This window comes from Nocardioides sp. (assembly GCF_047606145.1).
Lineage (GTDB): Bacteria > Actinomycetota > Actinomycetes > Propionibacteriales > Nocardioidaceae > Nocardioides.
The window spans coordinates 114,181-132,174 of sequence record NZ_JASGET010000019.1; the positions used below are offsets into that span (position 1 = coordinate 114,181).

20 protein-coding genes are annotated in these 17,994 nt (G+C 67.2%); 3 read left to right on the forward strand and 17 right to left on the reverse strand.

The window, feature by feature from the left end; all coding sequences use genetic code 11:
* Positions 1-98: 98 nt before the first annotated feature.
* Complete coding sequence (locus tag QM638_RS02920; protein ID WP_415140436.1) at positions 99-1,052, reverse strand: helix-turn-helix domain-containing protein; 954 nt, start codon at positions 1,050-1,052, stop codon at positions 99-101.
* Positions 1,053-1,198: 146 nt separating this feature from the next.
* Here QM638_RS02920 and QM638_RS02925 point away from each other — a divergent pair, with 146 nt between their 5' ends.
* Positions 1,199-2,383 (forward strand): hypothetical protein, encoded by a 1,185-nt coding sequence (locus tag QM638_RS02925; RefSeq protein ID WP_415140437.1) that lies wholly within the window; start codon positions 1,199-1,201, stop codon positions 2,381-2,383.
* Between the two features lie 22 nt (positions 2,384-2,405).
* On the opposite strand, the gene QM638_RS02930 is transcribed toward QM638_RS02925, so the two are convergent.
* On the reverse strand, positions 2,406-3,155 hold the full coding sequence (locus QM638_RS02930; protein WP_415140438.1) for an SDR family NAD(P)-dependent oxidoreductase: 750 nt from the start codon (positions 3,153-3,155) through the stop codon (positions 2,406-2,408).
* Positions 3,156-3,316: 161 nt separating this feature from the next.
* On the opposite strand from QM638_RS02930, the gene QM638_RS02935 reads away from it, so the two are divergent.
* The gene (locus tag QM638_RS02935; RefSeq protein ID WP_415140439.1) at positions 3,317-3,670 is read left to right on the forward strand and encodes a hypothetical protein; all 354 of its coding nucleotides are present in this window, start codon (positions 3,317-3,319) and stop codon (positions 3,668-3,670) included.
* A gap of 53 nt (positions 3,671-3,723) precedes the next feature.
* Here QM638_RS02935 and QM638_RS02940 read toward each other — a convergent pair whose 3' ends face one another.
* The 10 genes from QM638_RS02940 to QM638_RS02985 all read right to left on the reverse strand — a co-directional run bounded on the left by QM638_RS02940 (position 3,724) and on the right by QM638_RS02985 (position 12,590).
* Positions 3,724-4,470, reverse strand: coding sequence for an SDR family NAD(P)-dependent oxidoreductase (locus QM638_RS02940; protein ID WP_415140440.1), 747 nt, complete (start codon positions 4,468-4,470; stop codon positions 3,724-3,726).
* Positions 4,463-5,281, reverse strand: coding sequence for an SDR family NAD(P)-dependent oxidoreductase (locus tag QM638_RS02945; RefSeq protein ID WP_415140441.1), 819 nt, complete (start codon positions 5,279-5,281; stop codon positions 4,463-4,465). Before QM638_RS02945 ends, QM638_RS02940 begins: the two co-directional genes overlap by 8 nt.
* Positions 5,281-5,931, reverse strand: coding sequence for an NAD(P)-dependent oxidoreductase (locus QM638_RS02950; protein WP_415140442.1), 651 nt, complete (start codon positions 5,929-5,931; stop codon positions 5,281-5,283). The genes QM638_RS02945 and QM638_RS02950 overlap by 1 nt, the downstream gene beginning before the upstream one ends.
* 110 nt (positions 5,932-6,041) lie before the next feature.
* Positions 6,042-7,313 (reverse strand): amidase, encoded by a 1,272-nt coding sequence (locus QM638_RS02955; protein ID WP_415140443.1) that lies wholly within the window; start codon positions 7,311-7,313, stop codon positions 6,042-6,044.
* Positions 7,314-7,360: 47 nt separating this feature from the next.
* Entirely contained in the window at positions 7,361-7,552 is a 192-nt protein-coding gene (locus QM638_RS02960) for a hypothetical protein (protein WP_415140444.1), read from the reverse strand.
* A 126-nt stretch (positions 7,553-7,678) separates the two neighbouring features.
* A complete protein-coding gene (locus QM638_RS02965; RefSeq protein ID WP_415140504.1) occupies positions 7,679-8,653 on the reverse strand; it encodes a helix-turn-helix domain-containing protein in 975 nt (324 codons plus the stop codon).
* Between the two features lie 52 nt (positions 8,654-8,705).
* Complete coding sequence (locus QM638_RS02970) at positions 8,706-9,257, reverse strand: hypothetical protein (protein WP_415140445.1); 552 nt, start codon at positions 9,255-9,257, stop codon at positions 8,706-8,708.
* A gap of 109 nt (positions 9,258-9,366) precedes the next feature.
* A complete protein-coding gene (locus QM638_RS02975; RefSeq protein ID WP_415140446.1) occupies positions 9,367-10,590 on the reverse strand; it encodes an MFS transporter in 1,224 nt (407 codons plus the stop codon).
* A 298-nt stretch (positions 10,591-10,888) separates the two neighbouring features.
* Positions 10,889-11,731 (reverse strand): mycofactocin-coupled SDR family oxidoreductase, encoded by an 843-nt coding sequence (locus QM638_RS02980; protein ID WP_415140447.1) that lies wholly within the window; start codon positions 11,729-11,731, stop codon positions 10,889-10,891.
* 31 nt (positions 11,732-11,762) lie between these two features.
* Positions 11,763-12,590, reverse strand: coding sequence for a mycofactocin-coupled SDR family oxidoreductase (locus QM638_RS02985; protein ID WP_415140448.1), 828 nt, complete (start codon positions 12,588-12,590; stop codon positions 11,763-11,765).
* 187 nt (positions 12,591-12,777) lie between these two features.
* Here QM638_RS02985 and QM638_RS02990 point away from each other — a divergent pair, with 187 nt between their 5' ends.
* On the forward strand, positions 12,778-13,113 hold the full coding sequence (locus QM638_RS02990; RefSeq protein WP_415140449.1) for an EthD domain-containing protein: 336 nt from the start codon (positions 12,778-12,780) through the stop codon (positions 13,111-13,113).
* Here QM638_RS02990 and QM638_RS02995 read toward each other — a convergent pair.
* The 5 genes from QM638_RS02995 to QM638_RS03015 form a co-directional block, all read right to left on the reverse strand.
* Positions 13,096-14,901: an acyclic terpene utilization AtuA family protein gene (locus QM638_RS02995; protein ID WP_415140450.1), complete on the reverse strand. Its 1,806-nt coding sequence runs from the start codon at positions 14,899-14,901 to the stop codon at positions 13,096-13,098. The two genes, QM638_RS02990 and QM638_RS02995, sit on opposite strands and share 18 nt — an antisense overlap.
* Positions 14,902-15,087: 186 nt before the next feature.
* Positions 15,088-15,720, reverse strand: a complete 633-nt coding sequence (locus tag QM638_RS03000) for a 3-oxoacid CoA-transferase subunit B (protein ID WP_415140451.1) — start codon at positions 15,718-15,720, stop codon at positions 15,088-15,090.
* The gene (locus QM638_RS03005) at positions 15,704-15,916 is read right to left on the reverse strand and encodes a hypothetical protein (protein ID WP_415140452.1); all 213 of its coding nucleotides are present in this window, start codon (positions 15,914-15,916) and stop codon (positions 15,704-15,706) included. The genes QM638_RS03000 and QM638_RS03005 overlap by 17 nt, the downstream gene beginning before the upstream one ends.
* A complete protein-coding gene (locus QM638_RS03010) occupies positions 15,913-16,680 on the reverse strand; it encodes a CoA transferase subunit A (protein ID WP_415140453.1) in 768 nt (255 codons plus the stop codon). The genes QM638_RS03005 and QM638_RS03010 overlap by 4 nt, the downstream gene beginning before the upstream one ends.
* A gap of 10 nt (positions 16,681-16,690) precedes the next feature.
* Positions 16,691-17,893 (reverse strand): homogentisate 1,2-dioxygenase, encoded by a 1,203-nt coding sequence (locus QM638_RS03015; protein ID WP_415140454.1) that lies wholly within the window; start codon positions 17,891-17,893, stop codon positions 16,691-16,693.
* Positions 17,894-17,994 lie beyond the last annotated feature (101 nt).

The following is a 17,994-nucleotide window of genomic DNA, read 5'->3' on the forward strand; positions in this document are numbered from 1 at the left end:
AAAGGAAAAGTGGGCCCGAGCGACGACTTGGAACCCAGCGTTTACGGGCTATGCCGGAACGGGCGCGCGCGTGCCGAATATGCACACACGTGCAACCGTCACCGCGTGCGGGGGTCTGGCAGGTCCCCGGCTCCGCCGATGGAGCGCCCCTCCTGCGGGGAATGTCCGAACGCGCGGCGATACGCACGGGCGAAGGAGGAGGCGTCGCCGAAGCCCCAGCGGACGCCGATCGCCGCGACGGGCACAGCGGCCAGTCGGGGATCGACCAGATCCAGGTGCGCGCGTCGAAGGCGTTCGCGACGCAGGAACGCGGCGGGAGAGTCGTCCGGCGCGAAGATCGCCGAGAGCTGCCGCACCGACATCTGGTTGTCGGCCGCGACCTGCTCCATGCGAAGCCCCGGAGTTGCGAGGTGCGCGAGCAGGTACTCCTTGGCCGCGCGCAGCTGGGTCTCGCGCGACCAGGAGCGCACCTGAACGTCTGACGTGGCGGCGGCGACCGCTGCACTGCGGAGCAGTTCGATAGCAGCATGGGCGACTGACAGGCTGTCCGCAGCGCCGTCGTCAGCAGGGTGAGACACCATCTCCTCCGCGAGAAGGCGGAAGACCCGAAGCGGGCTCAGAGTCAAGCTCAACGGGCGAAGGCGGACGTCGGAGGCCCTGATCCGGGGCGGCAGCACCGCCGCGCGGTCCACCATCGTGACGGACTGATCCCCGTTGGACTCGATGGAATACGGGACGCTGGGATCACAGAAGGTCGCCTCGCCGCTCCTGAGGGTGGTGCGCTGGCCGGCCTGCTCGATCTGCGATTCGCCCCGGCCCTGGGTGAGGAACAAGAGCTCATCTGAGGGGTTGGAGCGCACGAGCGAGGCGCTCCGACGCAACGCGGTCGGCGCATTCTCCCGCAGCTCGGAGAGGCGGATGGCTGGGCTCAGCGCCGCCGATCGCACGGCAGCGATGAACTTCGAGGGTGCCGAATCGACCGACATCGCGTAGAAGCTCTGACTGACGAAGTTCTCCCATTCGTCGGCGCCGGAGATGCGAGCGGAGTCCATAGCACATTATGAAGCTCGACCGGCGAGCTGCCGGGTCCGCAGGCCTCCTTTTCCGCTCTGGCTCGCGGGATATTCTCGTTGAGGCCTCAGGTCGACCTCACCGGGCAGGCACGGTCGGCAGCTACACCGGCGCCACGGCGCCGATCGTGATGCCGGTCAACGCGCCGGGCTACGCGGCGCAGAAGCCGCCGAGCGAGTACAGCTACGACGAGGTCTCTTCGTTCCTGACCGAGGGCCTGGTCTACGTCGCGGCGGGTATCCGTAGCAAGGACAGCAACACCGACGACTACACCGGCAACGCGCCGTGGGGCGTCGTCGACCTCAAGGCCGCGATCCGCTACGTCCGGTTCAACCCCGACCTCGTGCCCGGCGCCAAGGACAAGGTCTTCGTCTTCGGCCACAACGGCGGTGGCGCGCAGAGCTCCGTCGCGGGCGCGTCCGGCGACAGCAGTCTCTACGCGCCCTACCTCAACGCGCTCGGCGCGGCCATGACGTCCACCGACGGCACCGCGCTCTCGCTCGGCACCTCCGACTCCGGCACCTACTACGACCACATCGTCTCCGTCGTGGAGGAATCGCTGAACAACTTCATCGCCGACACCACCTTTCCCTACACCCCGTCGAACTCGTTCTCCGCCGGCATGGTGATGCCCAGCAGCAGCTCCGGCAGCGCCGGCGGAGCAGCCGGCAGCTCGAGTGAGTCGTCCACGACGTACGACACCCTGGACGACTACATCGCCAGCCTCAACGCCGACACGACCTGGGTGACCTACGACGCGAGCACCAAGAAGGCCACCATCACCGGTCTCGCAGGCTTCGTGGCCAGCCAGAAGAGCCCCTCCAAGAGCGTCGGCGTCTTCGACGGCCCCGACCGGAGCGCCACCGAGAACGTCGTCTTCGGCCTCAACACCGACGGCCTGCACTTCTCCCCCGTCTCCCGCAACGTGATCAAGGCCAACCAGTCGAGCTACGAGAAGTACGACGATTGGAAGGACGACTACGCGGCCTCGGAGTACGCCTCGGACTTCAAGAAGACCGACGGCACCGGCGAGACCGTGAGCTACCGCGGGGCGATGTACAACCCGCTCTACTTCCTCACCAGCTACTACAAGGGACACAAGAGCGCGACCGTCGCGCCGCACTGGCGGATCCGGACCGGCATCATGCAGGGCGACACGGCCAACACGACCGAGGTCAACCTGGCGCTGGAAAGCTACGGCGTGGACGACCTCGACTTCGCGACCGTCTGGGGCCAGGGCCACACCCAGGCCGAGCGCACCGGCGACGCCACGACCAACCTCATCTCGTGGGTGAAGAACGTCGCCGCCTGACCCTCGGTCGGGTGGGCGCGAGTCAGCGCGCTAGGTATCCACCGTCGATGACCAGGTCGATTCCGGTCACGAAGCTGGCTTCGTCGCTCGCGAGGTAGAGGACTCCGGACGCGACCTCGTCGGGTGTGCCGTGGCGGTGCATCGGGGTGAGGTCGAGGAACTCCTGCGTCGTTGCGTCGTCCTCCTCCCCCGCCATCTCCGTCAGGATCATGCCGGGGCAGACCGTGTTGCAGCGGATTCCGTGGGCGACGTGGGAGATCGCGATGTTCTTCGACATCGTCCGGATCGCGCCCTTGGTCGCCTGGTAGGCGAAGTGGCCGTCATCGCCGGCGATGCCCATCGTCGAGCAGATGTTGACGATCGACCCGCCGCCATGAGATCGCATGACCGGGATCGCGTACTTCATCCCGAGCCACACGCCGGTCTGGTTCACCTGCAGCACACAGTTCCAGCCGTCGACCGTCTCGCTCTCAGCACCCTCGAAGCTGCCGACTCCGGCGTTGTTGACCAAGATGTCGAGGCGGCCGTACTCCCCGGTCGTTGCAGCGACGACGCTCTTCCAGCCGGCAGGATCGGCGACGTCCAGCGCCCATGAGATGGCATGCCCGCCGTGGCACCGAATTGATGCCGCCGTCGCTTCCGCTGCCGATTCGACGATGTCGGTGACGATAACAACGGCGCCTTCGGCTGCCAGCCGGGTAGCGATGGCAGCACCGATGCCTTGGCCGGCACCGCTGACCACGGCGATCTTGTCTCGCACTCGATCTGCCATGACGGCTCCTTCCGTGGGGCGACCAAGGTGTCGCCGTGGATGGCGACCGTATCCGGCGATCTGACGACGCCGAGTCCGGATCCATGCAGGGCGCTGTCACCCGCGCGCAGACTCCCGCGAGTGACCCTGCTGCGGGCTAGCGAGCACCTAGCCTGCTCGTCATGATCAAGACCGTCGGACTCTTCGAGCTTCCCACCGACCTCGACCCTGACCTCTTCTGGCGGCAGCACGTCATCTCGCATGCCGACGAGATCGCACGGCAAGGTGGGGACCTGCTGAAGGGATACGTGATCAGCCGGGTCGCTTCCCCCTTGGTCGGCGATCCACGGTTCTGGGGGATGGTGGAGCTCTGGTTCGAGGACGAGGCAGCTCGCGCGGAATTCGACCGCGTCACCGATGAATCCCGATTCGGGGAAGCCGAGACTCATTTCGAGCAGTACGTGCGGAACTTCAGCGCCGTCGAGGTGCAGAGCCACGTCGTGATCACACCTGAGGACCTCGCAGCCAACGGCTGACACCGCAAGCGCGAAAGTCCGCCGGCGGACACCGCGGAGGCGGGGCTTCTTCATCAGACGATGCTGTAGCCACCATCTACGACGATGTCGGCGCCCGTGATGAAGCTGGAACGGTCGCTCGCCAAGAACAGAACGACCTCCGCGATCTCCTCGGGTCGTCCCATCCGCCCTATCGGGGTCCTGTCGACGTACTCGTCGTCATCGACGTCGGCCTCGGCCGCCATGCTCGTGTCCACGATGCCGGGCGAGACGCTGTTGACGCGAATCCCGTCCCGGGCGTGGTTCACCGCAGCGTTACGAGTCATCATGCGAACCGCTCCCTTCGTCGCCTGATAGGCGGCGTGCCCCTCGGAGGCGACGATTCCGAACACGGAGGCGATGTTGATGATCGACCCACCGCCATGGCGACGCATCGCCGGGATAGCCGTACGCATACCAAGCCACACGCCGCGCTGGTTGACCGCTGTCACCATGTCCCAACTGACCTCGGTCTCGGCGAGCGGCGCAGCTGCGGTGCCGAGCACGGCAGCGTTGTTGACCAGGACGTCCAGACGACCCCAACGCTCGAGGATCGCGTCGACGACCCGCTCCCACTCCGTCGCATCGCGGACGTCGAGATGTTCGAAGACCGCCTCGTGACCCGTGGCCACAAGCTCCCTCGCCACCTGCTCTCCCGCTTCGACCTGCACATCGGCCACGACAATGGCCGCCCCGGCCTCGGCGAGGCGGCGGGCATGAGCCGCACCGATGCCCTGCGCTGCTCCCGTGACCAGGGCGACTCGTGCATGCAACTCAGTCATCGTGCCCCCCGCCCGATGCGCGCCTATGCTGCCCGCCAACGGTCGGGAACTGCGTGAGAGTGCCGCCGTCGATGACGAGGTCGGTGCCGGTGATGTTCGCCGCGGCGTCGCTCGCTAGGAAGGCGACCACCGCTCCGACCTCCTCCGGCGTGCCCAGACGGCCGAGCGCGGTGTGGCTCGCGAACTGGTCGATCTCCTCGGCACTGAGGTGATCCCGCAGGGCTGCCGTTGCGATCACTCCCGGCGAGATCGAGACACACCGAATCCCGTCGCGACCGTGCTGGATGGCGATGTTCCGGGTCAGCCCATGGATGGCCGCCTTGCTCGTGCCGTACATCATCCGGTCCAGCTCCGCTGCGTGCCCCGCGATGGACGCCGTGTTCACGACGACTCCCCCGCCACCCGCGATCATCTGAGGGATCGCGTGCTTCGCGGTCAGTGCGTAACCGACGACGTTCACCGAGAGCACCCGGTGGAACACGGCAGGATCGAACTCGAGCACGGTGAGGTCTGCCAGATCCGGGTCCATCAGCGCGGCATTGTTATGCAGCACGTCGATCCGGCCGAACTCCTCGGCTGTCCGCGCCACGAGGCTCTCGACGGTCGCCTCGTCGCTGATGTCGCCGCTGAGGGCGATGGCTCGCCCGCCGAGGTCGGAGATCTCCTCGGCGACGCGGTCAGCGGACTCCGGACGGAGATCGACGACCGCGACAGCCGCCCCCGCGTGGACGAGGGCGAGGGCGGAAGCCCGACCCAGCCCTCCCCCGCCACCGGTGACGATCGCCGCCCGGCCTGCGAGCCCTCCTGCCATCAGTAGGCGCCGATGACCGAGAACCGCTGGTTGTGGTGCTTCGGCTCCTCCACCTCGTCGACGAAGGCAAGCGCGTAGTCGGGAGCCGAGATCGCGGCCTGGCCGCGGGAGTCCTTCAGCATCACATCGCCGCCGACGAGGTAGGAGCCGATCGCCTCCTGAGGCGCGTGGGCACCGAAGACGGCGGCCGGGCTCAGGTAGAACCAGTCACCCTCGGGTGCGCCACGAAGCTCTTCGAGCAGCTCCGCGTGGCTCTGCGCTTCGGGGAGAGCGATCGGCGGGAATCCCTCGGTGTCGAGCAGCCGCGTCCCGGACTCGTCGACCTCGAGCGAGCCGGAGCCGCCGACGACGCCGACCCGGACATCTGCCTTCGCCGCCTCGGCGAGGATGGCGACGACGTGGTCCTTGAGCTTCTCGCCGTCGAGCTCACGCGCGGGGAACGCAATCACCAGGATGTCAGCCTTCTCCAGCGCCTCGGCACGCACAGCTGGGTCGAGGAGGCTGCCGGCGATGCCGAACCCGGGCTGCGCACCGTCACGCAGCTCACCGGACCGGCTGTAGGCAAGGACGTCGTGGCCACGACGAAGCGCCTCGGTGCGAATGGCGTCACCGGTGTAGCCGTTGGCGCCGAAAACCGCGAAAGTGGTCATCTCGGTGTTCCCTCGTCTCTTGAGATTCGAATGGCGCCAGACGTGTGTGACGCTCTCAGTCGACCCTAAGGCGGGAGACGCAGGACGCATTTCGTCCTGGCGCGTCCCCCTTACGTCTGCGTGCAATCAGCTAGGTGCCACCGCGTCAGACCCTGGTAGGCGTGCGCCGCGCCGAGCACGAATCTGTCCGATCCAGGCGGACCGATGATCTGCATTCCGAGTGGGAGGCCGCGAGCGCTCAGACCCATGGGAATCGATACAGCCGGCCAGCCGAGCGCATTCACGGGACTGGTCAGCGGGATGAAGCGGCGCAGCTCGTGCATCTCGGTGTGCAGCGGCGCATCGCGTGGTGTGGTGGGAGTGATCAGTACGTCGACGTCGTCGAACACCCGAGCGGCACGCATACACAGGGCGCGCCGGGCCGCCTGGACCAGGAGGTAGTCACTCGCGCCGAGTAGCGCGCCGGTCCCGATGATGCGGCGAGCTGAAGGACCGAAGTCCGACCACCGCTCAGCGAACTGATCAGACATGGTCGCGAAGTGCTCGGCGACGGTTCCGAGGCCCGCGACAGCGGCGAGATCCGTCCACCCGTCGACGCGGGCCGTGCTGACCGCCGAGCCTGCATGCGCGAACACGTCCTCCGCGGCCCCGAGCGTCTGCCACACCTCATCGTCGACGTCGGACAGGTCACGGACGACCCCGACTCGCAACCCGGCCGGCGTCATCTCCTCCACCGGCCTGACAGTCGTCCCGACCAGCACCTGATGCAGCAGGTCGCAGTCCTCTGCGGTCCGCGCCAGGGGACCGATCACCTCGTAGCTCTCACCGCCACGGATCATGCCGTCAGCGGGGACCGCTCCGTGGGTGGGCTTGAAACCGGTGACGCCGCACAACGCAGCGGGGCACCGGATGCTGCCACCAGTGTCGGTTCCCAACGCCGCCAACGCCATGCCACTCGCCACTGCGATCGCAGAGCCGGATGACGAGCCGCCCGGCCAGCGCGCCCGGTCCCATGGGTTCCGCGGGAACACCGAGGTCGAGCCCTCCTCCAACACCCCCGCGCCAAGCTCCATCGTGGTGGTCTTTCCCACCACGTTCGCCCCTGCCAGGCGCAGTCGTCGGACGGCGGTCCCCTCGAGCTGAGGTCTTGTCGACCCGAAGCCGCGACTCTGTCCCGTCGTGGGGGCCTCCGTGGTGTAGATCAGGTCCTTGACCGCGACCGGGATCCCACGCAGTGGCATCGTGAGCGTGTCGTGCCGTGAGCCGGCCGCCCCCAGCCGGCCCGCCAGATCGGAGGACTCGGTCTCGAAGCGGGACAGGAACGCGCCGAGGTCGTCGTCGCGAGCGGTCGTCGTGGCTCTGCTCTCGGCGAGCAACTCCAACGGAGTGATGCTGCGGTCGGCTTGGGATCGGACCGTCTCACGAAGGCTCAGCATGCCGACACGATCTGGGCGGGCACGAATGCCAGAGCGGAGAGCGACTCCTCCTCGAGAGCGATTTCTCGTAGGCGCTCGAGCATCAGTGCCTGCGCCGTGGCGATCTCTACCATCACCTCGAGGTCGAGGTGGTCTGGCCGGATCCCGTGCCGACCGAGGATCACTGCGATCTCACCGGGGTTCATGGGGCCTCCTTCGTGCACTCCCAGTCAAACGAGCCGCCCGTCTCACGACCAGCGCGTCGCGTGCACCCAGCGCTGATGCGACAGTCGGCCGCACCCACGATGAAGGTGCACTGCGAGGAGGCTGACTCAGCCGGTCTGTTCGGCCATGGCCGTTCGGTAGTCGGATGCCGTCGTACCGTAGGCCTTACGGAAGAGCAGGCTGAAGTGCGGCTGGCTGGTGAAACCCCACCTGGCAGCGATCCGGGAGATAGGGACGTCGACAAGATCTCGCCGGGCGAGGTCGTCTCGACACCGCTCGAGCCGACGCTCCCGAATCCACGCCGAGACACTGATCTCTTCGCGCGCGAAGAGGCCGTGGAGCTTACGGACGGACATGTAGTTCGCCGTGGCGATGGATGCCGGAGACAGCTCCGGGTCGGGCAGGTTCAGCTCGATGTACCGCATCACCGCGGACGGGATCGAGGTCGGAAAATCAGTCTCCTGCTCCAACCGACGCAGCTGATCCGCCCAGAGCGTCTCGATCAGATCCACCGCGTTCCCGATCAGGCGTTGCTGGACACTTTCGTCCAGCAGTTGGCACCTGGATTCCAGGTTGTCCACGAACGCCGCGACCAGGGCGGCGAGAGGCTCGTCCCGCTGGACGCGGGTGGCCGCGAGCCGTCGCAGACTCAAAGCGGGCAGAGCGATCGCTCTCTCGGGGATCAAGATGCCGAGACACTCGACACCGGGATCGAAGTGCAGATCGTAGGGGCGGTCGCTCTCGATCATGGAGACGTCGCCAGGCCCTAGCTGTGCGGTGCGGCCACCTTGAGTGCAACGGCTGGTCCCGACGAGTTGGATGCAGAGCATGTAGCCCTTCGACTCCCCGGCCTCGATCATCGCGGCTGTCCGCTCGGCGCGATGGGCTCCCGCCCTGATCCGGGAGATGACGACCCCTTGGAAGGCCCGGGACCGGATCGACCCTTCGAACGACTCCTCCCCCGGGCTGACGCGGACCTTGACCGAGGTCGAGGAAAGGAGCGAGCGCCACATCGCGGCCTCGTAGGCGCGCCCCTCCGAGGACGTCAGTCGTTGCATCGGGAGATGGGTCTCGCTTCTCATGAGCTCCTCACATGGGTGCGCTCTGGCAATGATCCACGATGCGGGCGAAATTTCAGCGACGCAGGTCCCACAACTGCTTGTTGGCGGGCGGAGCGGTGTCACCGAAGTCGATGCCGTGCAGAGCGGCGAGATGTTGGTTCATCCAGACGTTGAAGTCACCCTCCCCCGGGGCGACCCGATGCTCGTCGTCCCACGGCCGGATCCCGATCACGATGGGGATGACGTAATCCACGTCGCCGTGTTGCTGGAAGACCACTTCGCCGTGCTCGAAGCGACGCATCTCGGCCAGGAGGTCCGAGATGCGTCGCCCCTGCAGCTCGCGGCCGAACTCAAGCGACGCCGCGCGCATCCCGGGAAGCAGGGGAACCGCCGACACGTAGAGATCGTCACCGGGTACGTCTTCTGGCATTGCCGCGAAGAGCGGCACGATGTCGTCGGGCATGCGGTCTGCGGCAATCGTCGAGGCACGTCCCGCCTCCGGTCCAGACTGTGCGACGACGAGGAGGTCGATGCCCGTGAACGACTGGACGTAGGCGACCTCGCGATCGATTCCTTCAGGCAGGGTGCGCTGCACCGGCTTGAAGTCCTCGGTGAGGGCAGGCATCGCAAAAGCGTGGAACATGGGAGTCCTTTCGTCGCCGGACCGTGCCGCGCGGCGGCACGATCCGGTAGACGTCAGAGGGGTGACTGGGTCGGGTGCGGGCGAGTACGGATCAGATCGCGAGATCGACGACAGCCTTTTCTTCGAGCACCGGCCCGCCATGCGCGAGGTCGCTGTGACCGCGCAGCGCCACCAGAATCATCGCGCCCGACACGAACGTGAGACCGACAGCGGTGCCGAGCAGGAGGCCGTAGTCGTCGCCACTGACGGTGAAACCGAGCAGCGGGCCGAGCGCTGCGCCGCCGTTGATCGTGACAGGCAGGAACCCCGCGGTCACGCCGCGACCGTCCATGGTGACGACAGCGCCGATGTGCGGCCCCGCGAGGTAGTTCCAGGCGAGGTTGATCGCGAGCATGGCGAACAGGTAGTAGCCCACGCCCTCTCCGGCGAACAAGAAAGCTGTTCCCAGGATCGTGACGCCCATCCCGCTGAGGATGCCGGCGCGCCGCGAGATCCGGTTGGCACTCGCCATCGCCAGGACGCAGCCGATCATCCCGACGAACTGCGACAGCGAGAGGATGGTGCCGGGGATGGTGTCCGAGCCCGTCATCTTCACGCCCATGTTGAACGCGAAGGCATAGATGGCGCAGACCCCGACGTAGTAGAGCGCGATGCTGCCGAGCGAGATCAGGCCGCGGACAGGCGGCAGGGCGTGGGTGATGGAGGGACGGACCGCGTCGGACCGGTCGTGAGCCAGCTGTCCGATCCAGAAGGATGCGACGAGGCCGACGAGGTCGGTGACGCACAGGACGATGAACGACGCGTGCCAGCCGACGGCGTGCTCGAATCGCGGAACGAACCAGAAGAACACCGTGCCGTAGATGAGCGGGAAGATCGCCAGCAGCGCGAAGCGCCGATCGGGACGATCGGCGCTTCGCGCGATGATCGAATAGCAGATCACCTGAGCGGCACCGGCCATGACTCCGTCCACCAACCTCACGGCTGCGAGCACCGCGATCTGGTTGACCAGCATCGTCGCCAAGCCGCACGCGAGCAGCACGCTCATGGTCGTGATCGCGAAGGGGCGGGTGGGGAGACGGTGGACGAGCACACCCGCGGTCAGCGCTCCGCTGGTCACCCCGATGAGCTCCAGAGTGCTGACAAGACCAACCGCTCCATTGGAGAGGTCGAAGGCGTCTTGAAGAGCTGGAAGGGTCACCGGAAGCAGCGTGAAGCCTCCAGCGCCCACCGATCCGAGAACGAAAGCTGCGATCAGCGCGGCGCGCGAGCTGGCGCGGCTCCCGATCGAGGTTGTCGGCACGTTGGTTCTGATCATCTCTGAGTCCCTTCGTCCTTGCGGCAGTCTGCGCGAAACAGCGCTCCGTTTCACGAGTTGCGGCACAGTAACTCCGGGCGAGGGACCGTCTCTTTCGTTCCCGCGCAGCAGCATTGGCATTGGGTGCACAACGAGACCTCCGTCACATTCTCGAAACATGGGCGCCGAGTTGGTGGCCCCGATATGCCTTGATCGCCACGTGCGTGTAACAGGCCGGCCGGGAACTCGAGGGTCGGCAAACGAAAGCAAGGCCCGAGCCCGCATGGGCTCAGACCTCGCAACGGGTGGAGTCGGTCCGCTATTTGATGGTGTAGCCGGCGTCGATCTTCAGCTCGGTGCCGGTGATGTAACGCGCCTCCTCCGATGCGAGGAAGACCACCGCGTTGGAGACGTCCTCCACCTCGATCCACGGGACGGGAAGCATGTTCTCGGCCACGAAGTCTGCCGTCGTCTGCTCCAGTGTCGGGGCGTCCAGGTCGGGCCTGTAGCCCTGGTAGATGCGGTCGTTCTGAACCATCGGCGTAGCGACGGCACACGGATGAACTGTGTTGACCCGCACCGAGTACGGCGCCAGTTCCTTGGCAAGGGTCCGCATGATCCCGACGACTGCATGCTTGCTCGCGACGTAGGCGAGCCCACCGACCTCTGCTCGGTGGGCGGCCGTGGAGCTGTTGAGGATGATCGATCCGCCGGTTCCCTGGGCGATGAGATGCGGGATGGCGACCTTGGCGGTGTGCCACACGCCCTTCGCGTTGATGTCGAGCACCGTGTCCCACTGCTCGCCGGTGAGCTCGTGGGCGGGCACCCCGAACACGAGCACGCCCGCGGTCGCGGAGACGATGTCGATCTTGCCGAACCGATCCAGGCCGACATCGAGCGCCGCCGACATCGCATCGAGATCGCGGACGTCGGCGCGCGTCGCCGCTATTCGACCTCCAGCTGCCTCGACCAGCCGGACCGTCTCGTCGAGATCGTCACCGGAGGTGCCCGGGTAGAACTCGTCCAACCCCTCGACGCTCCGGGCGATGTCCACAGCGATGATGTCGGCACCCTCGCGAGCCAGCGCGAGCGCCTGATCGCGGCCTTGCCCCCGTGCGGCGCCCGTGATGAGCGCCACCTTTCCTTCGACCCGACCAGTCATGTCGTCGCGTCCCTTTCTGAGGTTTCTTCTGTCAGACGATGAGTCCACCGGCGTCGACCGGAAGGGCTGCGCCGGTGATGTAGCGAGCCTCGTCGGAGACGAGGAAGAGGGTGGCGTTCGCGATGTCGACCGGGTCGACCCACGGCACGGGGAGCGCGTTGCCGGCGGCGAAGGCCTGCCTGACGTTCTCTTCGGTGCGCTCGTGCGCCGGGAGGTCCGCGGCGAACTCGGCGAACGTCTCCTCGTTGAGCAGCATCGGCGTGGCGACACCGCCGGGACTGACGGCGTTGACCCGGATGGAGTGCGGACCCAGTTCGAGTGCGAGCGTCTTGGCGAGTCCGATCAGGCCGTGCTTGGAGGCGACATAGTGGCCTTGCAACGGGTAGGCGCGCAGTCCCGAGACCGACGAGGTCACGACGACTGCTCCGCCCGTTCCGCCGGCGACGATGTGGGGTACGGCGGTTCTGATGGTGTTCCACGCCCCGGTGAGGTTGACGTCCAGGACCGCGTTCCACTGCTCGGGCGGGAGCTCGAGCGTCGGGCCACTGGTGAAGATGCCCGCAGTGGCGACGACGATGTCGAGGTGCCCCCAGGTCCGAGCACCCTCGGTCGCGATCTCTGCAAGCCTCTGCGCGTCACGGACGTCCGCCGTCCGAGCCAGAGCGCGCCGGCCGTTCGCCCGGACGAGTTCGGCCGTTGCCTGGAGGTCTGCGGAGATGTCGTCGTCGGTCGCCCACGACTCGGCGAGGTCGACGACGATGACATCGGCTCCTTCCTCCGCCAGACGTACGGCCTGGCTCCGACCGATGCCACCTGCGGCACCGGTGACCAGCGCGACCTTGCCCTCGACTCGTCTCATCCGATCCTGCCTTCCGTCATTCGTCGGTCGATTCCTGCACGTTACGGCCGGCAGAACACGATCCTCTTTCGCCCTGGTGCGGCCCGGTTGCCTCTGCGTGCAGATGGCGTGTCACCTCGGCTGGCCCCGGGTATCACCCTGTGTAGCGTCGACGGCATCATCTGCCCGCGCACCACCGAGGATCGCGATGCTCAAGACGCTCTGCCAGTTCAACCTCCAGTCCGGCGTCGACCCCGACGAGTTCTGGCACACCTTGGTCGAGGACCACGCTCCAGCGACGCTGGCGGTCGCGGGTGACGCGCTGGCGGGCTATCTCCTGAACCGGAGCGACGCCAACGGGGCTCCTGCCCAGGCGCCGTACCAGTTCACCGTCGAGCTGTACTTCGACTCCGTCGAGGAGCGGACCAGGTTCCTGACCCAGGTCGAGACGATCGACGACGACTTCGACGCCCAGGTGCAGGGCTTCGTCGCCTACGCCGTCGACGAGCTCGTCATGCGCACACCGTCACACCACCGCGGCTGAACGGGACGGCGCATCGGAGGACGGCAGGTCGGCGGCGAGCGCGGCCGGAACCAGGACGGGGAAATCGACCAACTGCTGGCCGAGCGACTTCCCCATATCGTCGAAGCGTCGCGACGAGATCGCTCCCCCGTCGAGCGCGTCGTGGAGGACGAAGTTGAGCGCGCCGATGCCCGGCAGCGCGAAACGATCCACCCGCGGGCCGGAGGGGCCCGCGACCAGATGCTCGAACCACTGGGCCACCGCCTCAGCGCTCAACGCGGCGGCGACGTAGGGCAGCACCGCCGCCGAACGCGCGATCACACCCACGTTCGCATCGATGCCCTTGTCCCCCGAGCGAAGGAAGGCAAGCCGACCGAGAGGCACACTGACCGCGGTTCCGGTCGCGTCGGCAACGCCCCGCGGCAGCGGCTCGATGCTCGCCACCTCGCCTGAGAACCAGTCGTGCCGGACCTCGGCGATCTCGTGCGTCACGCCCTTGATCGTGTAGCGGGAGCGGACCAGGCTCTTGTCGAGCAACGACGACCACAGCCGCATGCGAGGGCGCACCTCGGCAGCGAGGAAGCAGGTGCCGGGAGCCATCGAGACGAAGCTGGCGGTGTTGGCCCGCAGCAGCGCCTCGGCGGCGTCGGCGCGGGCGTGGTCGACCACCAGGCGGTAGGTCACCTCCTGGAGAGCCACCGGAGCGGCGTGGCGACCCAGGCTCTGGCCTGACCCGATCACGTCCAGGCCGATCTCCTCGAACGGCTCCCACCCGTGTCGCGCGGCCTGGGCATTGGCGCGCGAGAGCACGGCAGCGGCGTTCTTGTGGGCCTTCTCGATGGCGTCGTTCCCGGCGATGGCGTTGAGCGCGATCGTGCGCCACCCGACCCGCTCGATGGAGCAGACCTTGTACGTCGCCGTGGGGGCGTATCCACGGGCGCCGCGGACCTCGATCCGACCGGGGCCGAGCTCGGTGAGCTGAACCTGGCTGCTGTCCACAGTGATGTCGGGAAGGAGGTAGCGCTGGGGGTCGCCGATCTCGTAGACCAGCTGCTCGGCGACGGTGCCGATGCTGAGCGCTCCGGTCCCCGGCGCGGTGGTGAGGGTGAAGACGCCGTCAGCACCGATCTCGGCGATCGGGAACCCGGTGTTGCTGAAGTCGACCTCGCGCCAGTCGGTGTGGATCCCGCCCGCCGGCTGCGCGCCGCACTCGAGGAGGTGTCCCGCAAGGGATCCGGCTGCGATCAGGTCGTAGTCATCGAGCGCCCAATCGAACTCGTGCAGGAGCGGCCCCAGTGCGAGGGCGGAGTCCACCACGCGCCCGGTGATCACAATGTCGGCGCCGCCCTCGAGCGCTGCGGCGATCGGCCGGGCGCCGAGATAGGCATTGCTGCTCGCCAGCTCGGGCGGGAAGGGATCTCCTCGGAACATCTCTGTCCAGCCGGTGCGATCCAGGGAGAGCACGTCGTCGCCGTGGACCACCGCGACCGTCGGGGACAGTCCGAGCTCGTCGGCCATCTGCTCGAAGAGTTCACCGCAGCGGAGCGGGTCCAGCCCGCCGGCGCTGCTGATCACGCGGACGCCGCGGGCGAGCAGTCCCGGGAGTGCCTCGCGAACCTCTGGGCCGAGGAATCCGGCCGCGAAGCCGGTGTCCGGCTCAGGCCGTCGAGCCGCCATCTTCGCGATGCCGTGCTCCATCAGGTAGTCGACGATCAGGTAGTCGATACTCGCGTGGTCGGCCAACTGCGTGAACGCCATGCCCGCGTCGACCGAGCAGGCGCCGCCGATCCTCACCGTGCGTTCGACCATCTGACCCAACTCCTTGCCTCGTCCTCACATGAGCGTCGATCCCGACCGCCGTTGCGATCCAACCTCGGGGATCGGTGGCGTCACAACGACTCGAGATCAGCGATGCGCGGGCCGGGAAGAGGGCTGCGCCGCGGCAACAGGCCGCGGCAGCAGTTCGAGATGCAGCCCGCGGGGGCCGTCAGCGGATCAGAGAGTGAGCACGTCGGGCTCGGTCGCGGCCCGGACCTGCTCGACGGTCACGCCCGGAGCGAGCTCGACCAGGCGCAGACCGGCATGGTTGACGTCGAGGACGCACAGGTCGGTGATGATGCGCTCGACGACCCTCTTGCCCGTGAGCGGCAGCGAGCACTCCTCGACGATCTTGTGGGAGCCGTCCTTCGCGACATGCTCCATCAGCACGATCACGGTAGCCGCGCCGTGGACCAGGTCCATGGCGCCACCCATCCCTTTGACCATCTTGCCCGGGATCATCCAGTTGGCGATGTCTCCGCGGGCGCTGACCTGCATGGCACCGAGGATGGCGGCGTCGATCTTGCCGCCGCGGATCATGCCGAAGGACATCGCCGAGTCGAAGAACGCTGCGCCAGGGCGGACCGTGACGGTCTCCTTGCCGGCGTTGATCAGATCGGCGTCGACCTCGCCGGCGGTCGGGTAGGCGCCGGTGCCGAGGATGCCGTTCTCGGACTGCAGCACGAGCTCGACGTCGTCGGGCACGTAGTTCGGCACCAGCGTCGGGAGTCCGATGCCGAGGTTCACGTAGTTCCCGTCTTCGAGTTCCGCTGCGGCGCGCGCGGCCATCTCCTCACGGCTCCAGGACACGATCGGTTCCCTCCTCCAGAGCGCCGAGTACTGCCTCGCGCCATTCTTGCGGCGAGAGCGGCTCGATCGGACGATCGGAGCCGTCGCGAGGGAGGACCACGCCGACAGCGGCGATCTCTCGCCACTCCGCGGGGGTGAGTCCCAGGGCCTCGGCCCGGTCGACGACGTCGTACGCGTTCAGTCGCGTCGCGGTCATGAGGTGCCCTCCGGCCGGGTGATGACCTTCTCGATCCGCTTCTCCGCGACCTGCTCGGGCGTCAACGCGAGCACACGGTGTACGTAGACGCCCGGAAGATGGACCTCGTTCGGGTCGAGTGCGCCCGGCTCGACGAGATGCTCGACCTCGGCGATCGTGATCCGTCCGCACATCGCCGCCAGCGGGTTGAAGTTGCGGGCGGCCTGCCGGAAGACGAGGTTGCCGTGCCGGTCGCCCTTCCACGCCCTGACCAGGCCGAAGTCGGCGATCACGGCGCGCTCGCGTACATATTCCTGCCCGTCGAAGACCTCGACCGGCTTGGCCGGGGAGGCGAGGGCAACGGATCCGTCGGCGGCGTACCGCCAGGGCATCCCACCCTCGGCAACCTGGGTGCCGACCCCAGTGCGGGTATAGAACGCAGCGATGCCGGACCCGCCGGCGCGCATTCGCTCGGCGAGCGTGCCTTGCGGAGTCAGTTCGACCTCGAGCTCGCCGGAGAGGTACTGCCGAGCGAACTCCTTGTTCTCTCCGACATATGACGCAACGACACGTCGAAGCCGGCCGGCACCCAGCAGCTGCCCGAGGCCCCAGTCGTCGACGCCCGCGTTGTTGGAGATCACCTCCAGCTCGGTAGGACCACTGTCGAGCAGCGCCTTGATCAGGACGGCGGGGATCCCGCATAGTCCGAACCCTCCGACGGCGAGCGTGGCACCGGAGCCGATGTCGTCGACGGCCTGCCCAGCAGTCGCCATGACCTTGTCCACGACGAGCTCCTCAGAGCTTGCGCCCGGCCCACGACCAGGCGTACGAGCCGTCGTCTGTGGCCGTTCCGCCCTCGCCGATCTCGAGCGGACGGAAGGTGTCGACCATCACGGCGGTTTCGTCGAACCGCTCAGCGCCGAGCGAAGCCTCGATCGCCGACGGCTGCGGGCCGTGGGCGTGGCCCCCCGGATGCAGCGAGATCGAGCCGATACCGATGCCCGTGCCCTTGCGAGCCTCGTAGTCGCCACCGACGTAGAACATGACCTCGTCGGAGTCGACGTTCGAGTGGTAGTAGGGCACGGCCACGGCGAGCGGGTGGTAGTCCACCTTCCGCGGAACGAAGTTGCAGATCACGAAATTGTGCCCTTCGAAGACCTGGTGCGCGGGCGGCGGCTGATGGACCTTGCCGGTGATCGGCATGTAGTCCTCGATGTTGAAGGTGTACGGGTAGAGGCATCCGTCCCATCCGACCACGTCGAAGGGGTGGGTTGCGTAGACGAATCGGGTGCCGACCACGCCGCCCGGGGCGTTCCCGCGGTGCTTGACGAGCACCTCGATGTCCTCACCCTCGACGATCAGGGGCGTCGAGGGGCCGTGAAGGTCTCGCTCGCAGAAGGGGGCGTGCTCGAGAAACTGGCCGTACTTCGACAGGTACCGCTTCGGCGGGACGATGTGGCTGTTGGCCTCGATCGGGTAGAGCCGGCTCGGCCCCTCCGAGGTGTCGGGGACCCAACGGTGGGTCGTTGCCCGCGGAATGATCACGTAGTCGCCAGCGCGGTAGGGCAGGACGCCGAAGACGGTCTCGACAACGCCGCTGCCGGACTCGACGTAGACGCACTCGTCGCCGATCGCGTTGCGGTAGTAGGGCGAGACCGTGGCAGTGACGACGTAGGAGATGCGGACATCACCGTTGCCCAGCACGAGTCGGCGACCGGTGACCGCGTCAACTTCGGCGGCCCGGTCGGTGTCGAAGAGGTCATGCAGGCGCAGGTGGATCGGGCGAAGCGGGTGGTTGGCAACGGTGGCCTGGCTCGCAAGTTCCCAGATCTCACTTGCCACGATCGCCGAGGGCACGCCGCGGTGATAGAGGAGCGAGGAGCCAGAGGAGAACCCCTCCTCGCCCATCAGCTCCTCGTAGTAGAGCTGACCATTCTCATCCCTGAACTGAGTGTGCCGGGTCTTCGGGATAGCCCCGATCTCACGGTAGTGCGCCACAGCCGTTTCCTTCCGTGACCGATAATAGGTCATACACTGTTCTACTTTCGATGATCTTCGGCTAACGTGTGAGCCGTGTCAATCCCTGATCCGTTCAGCAG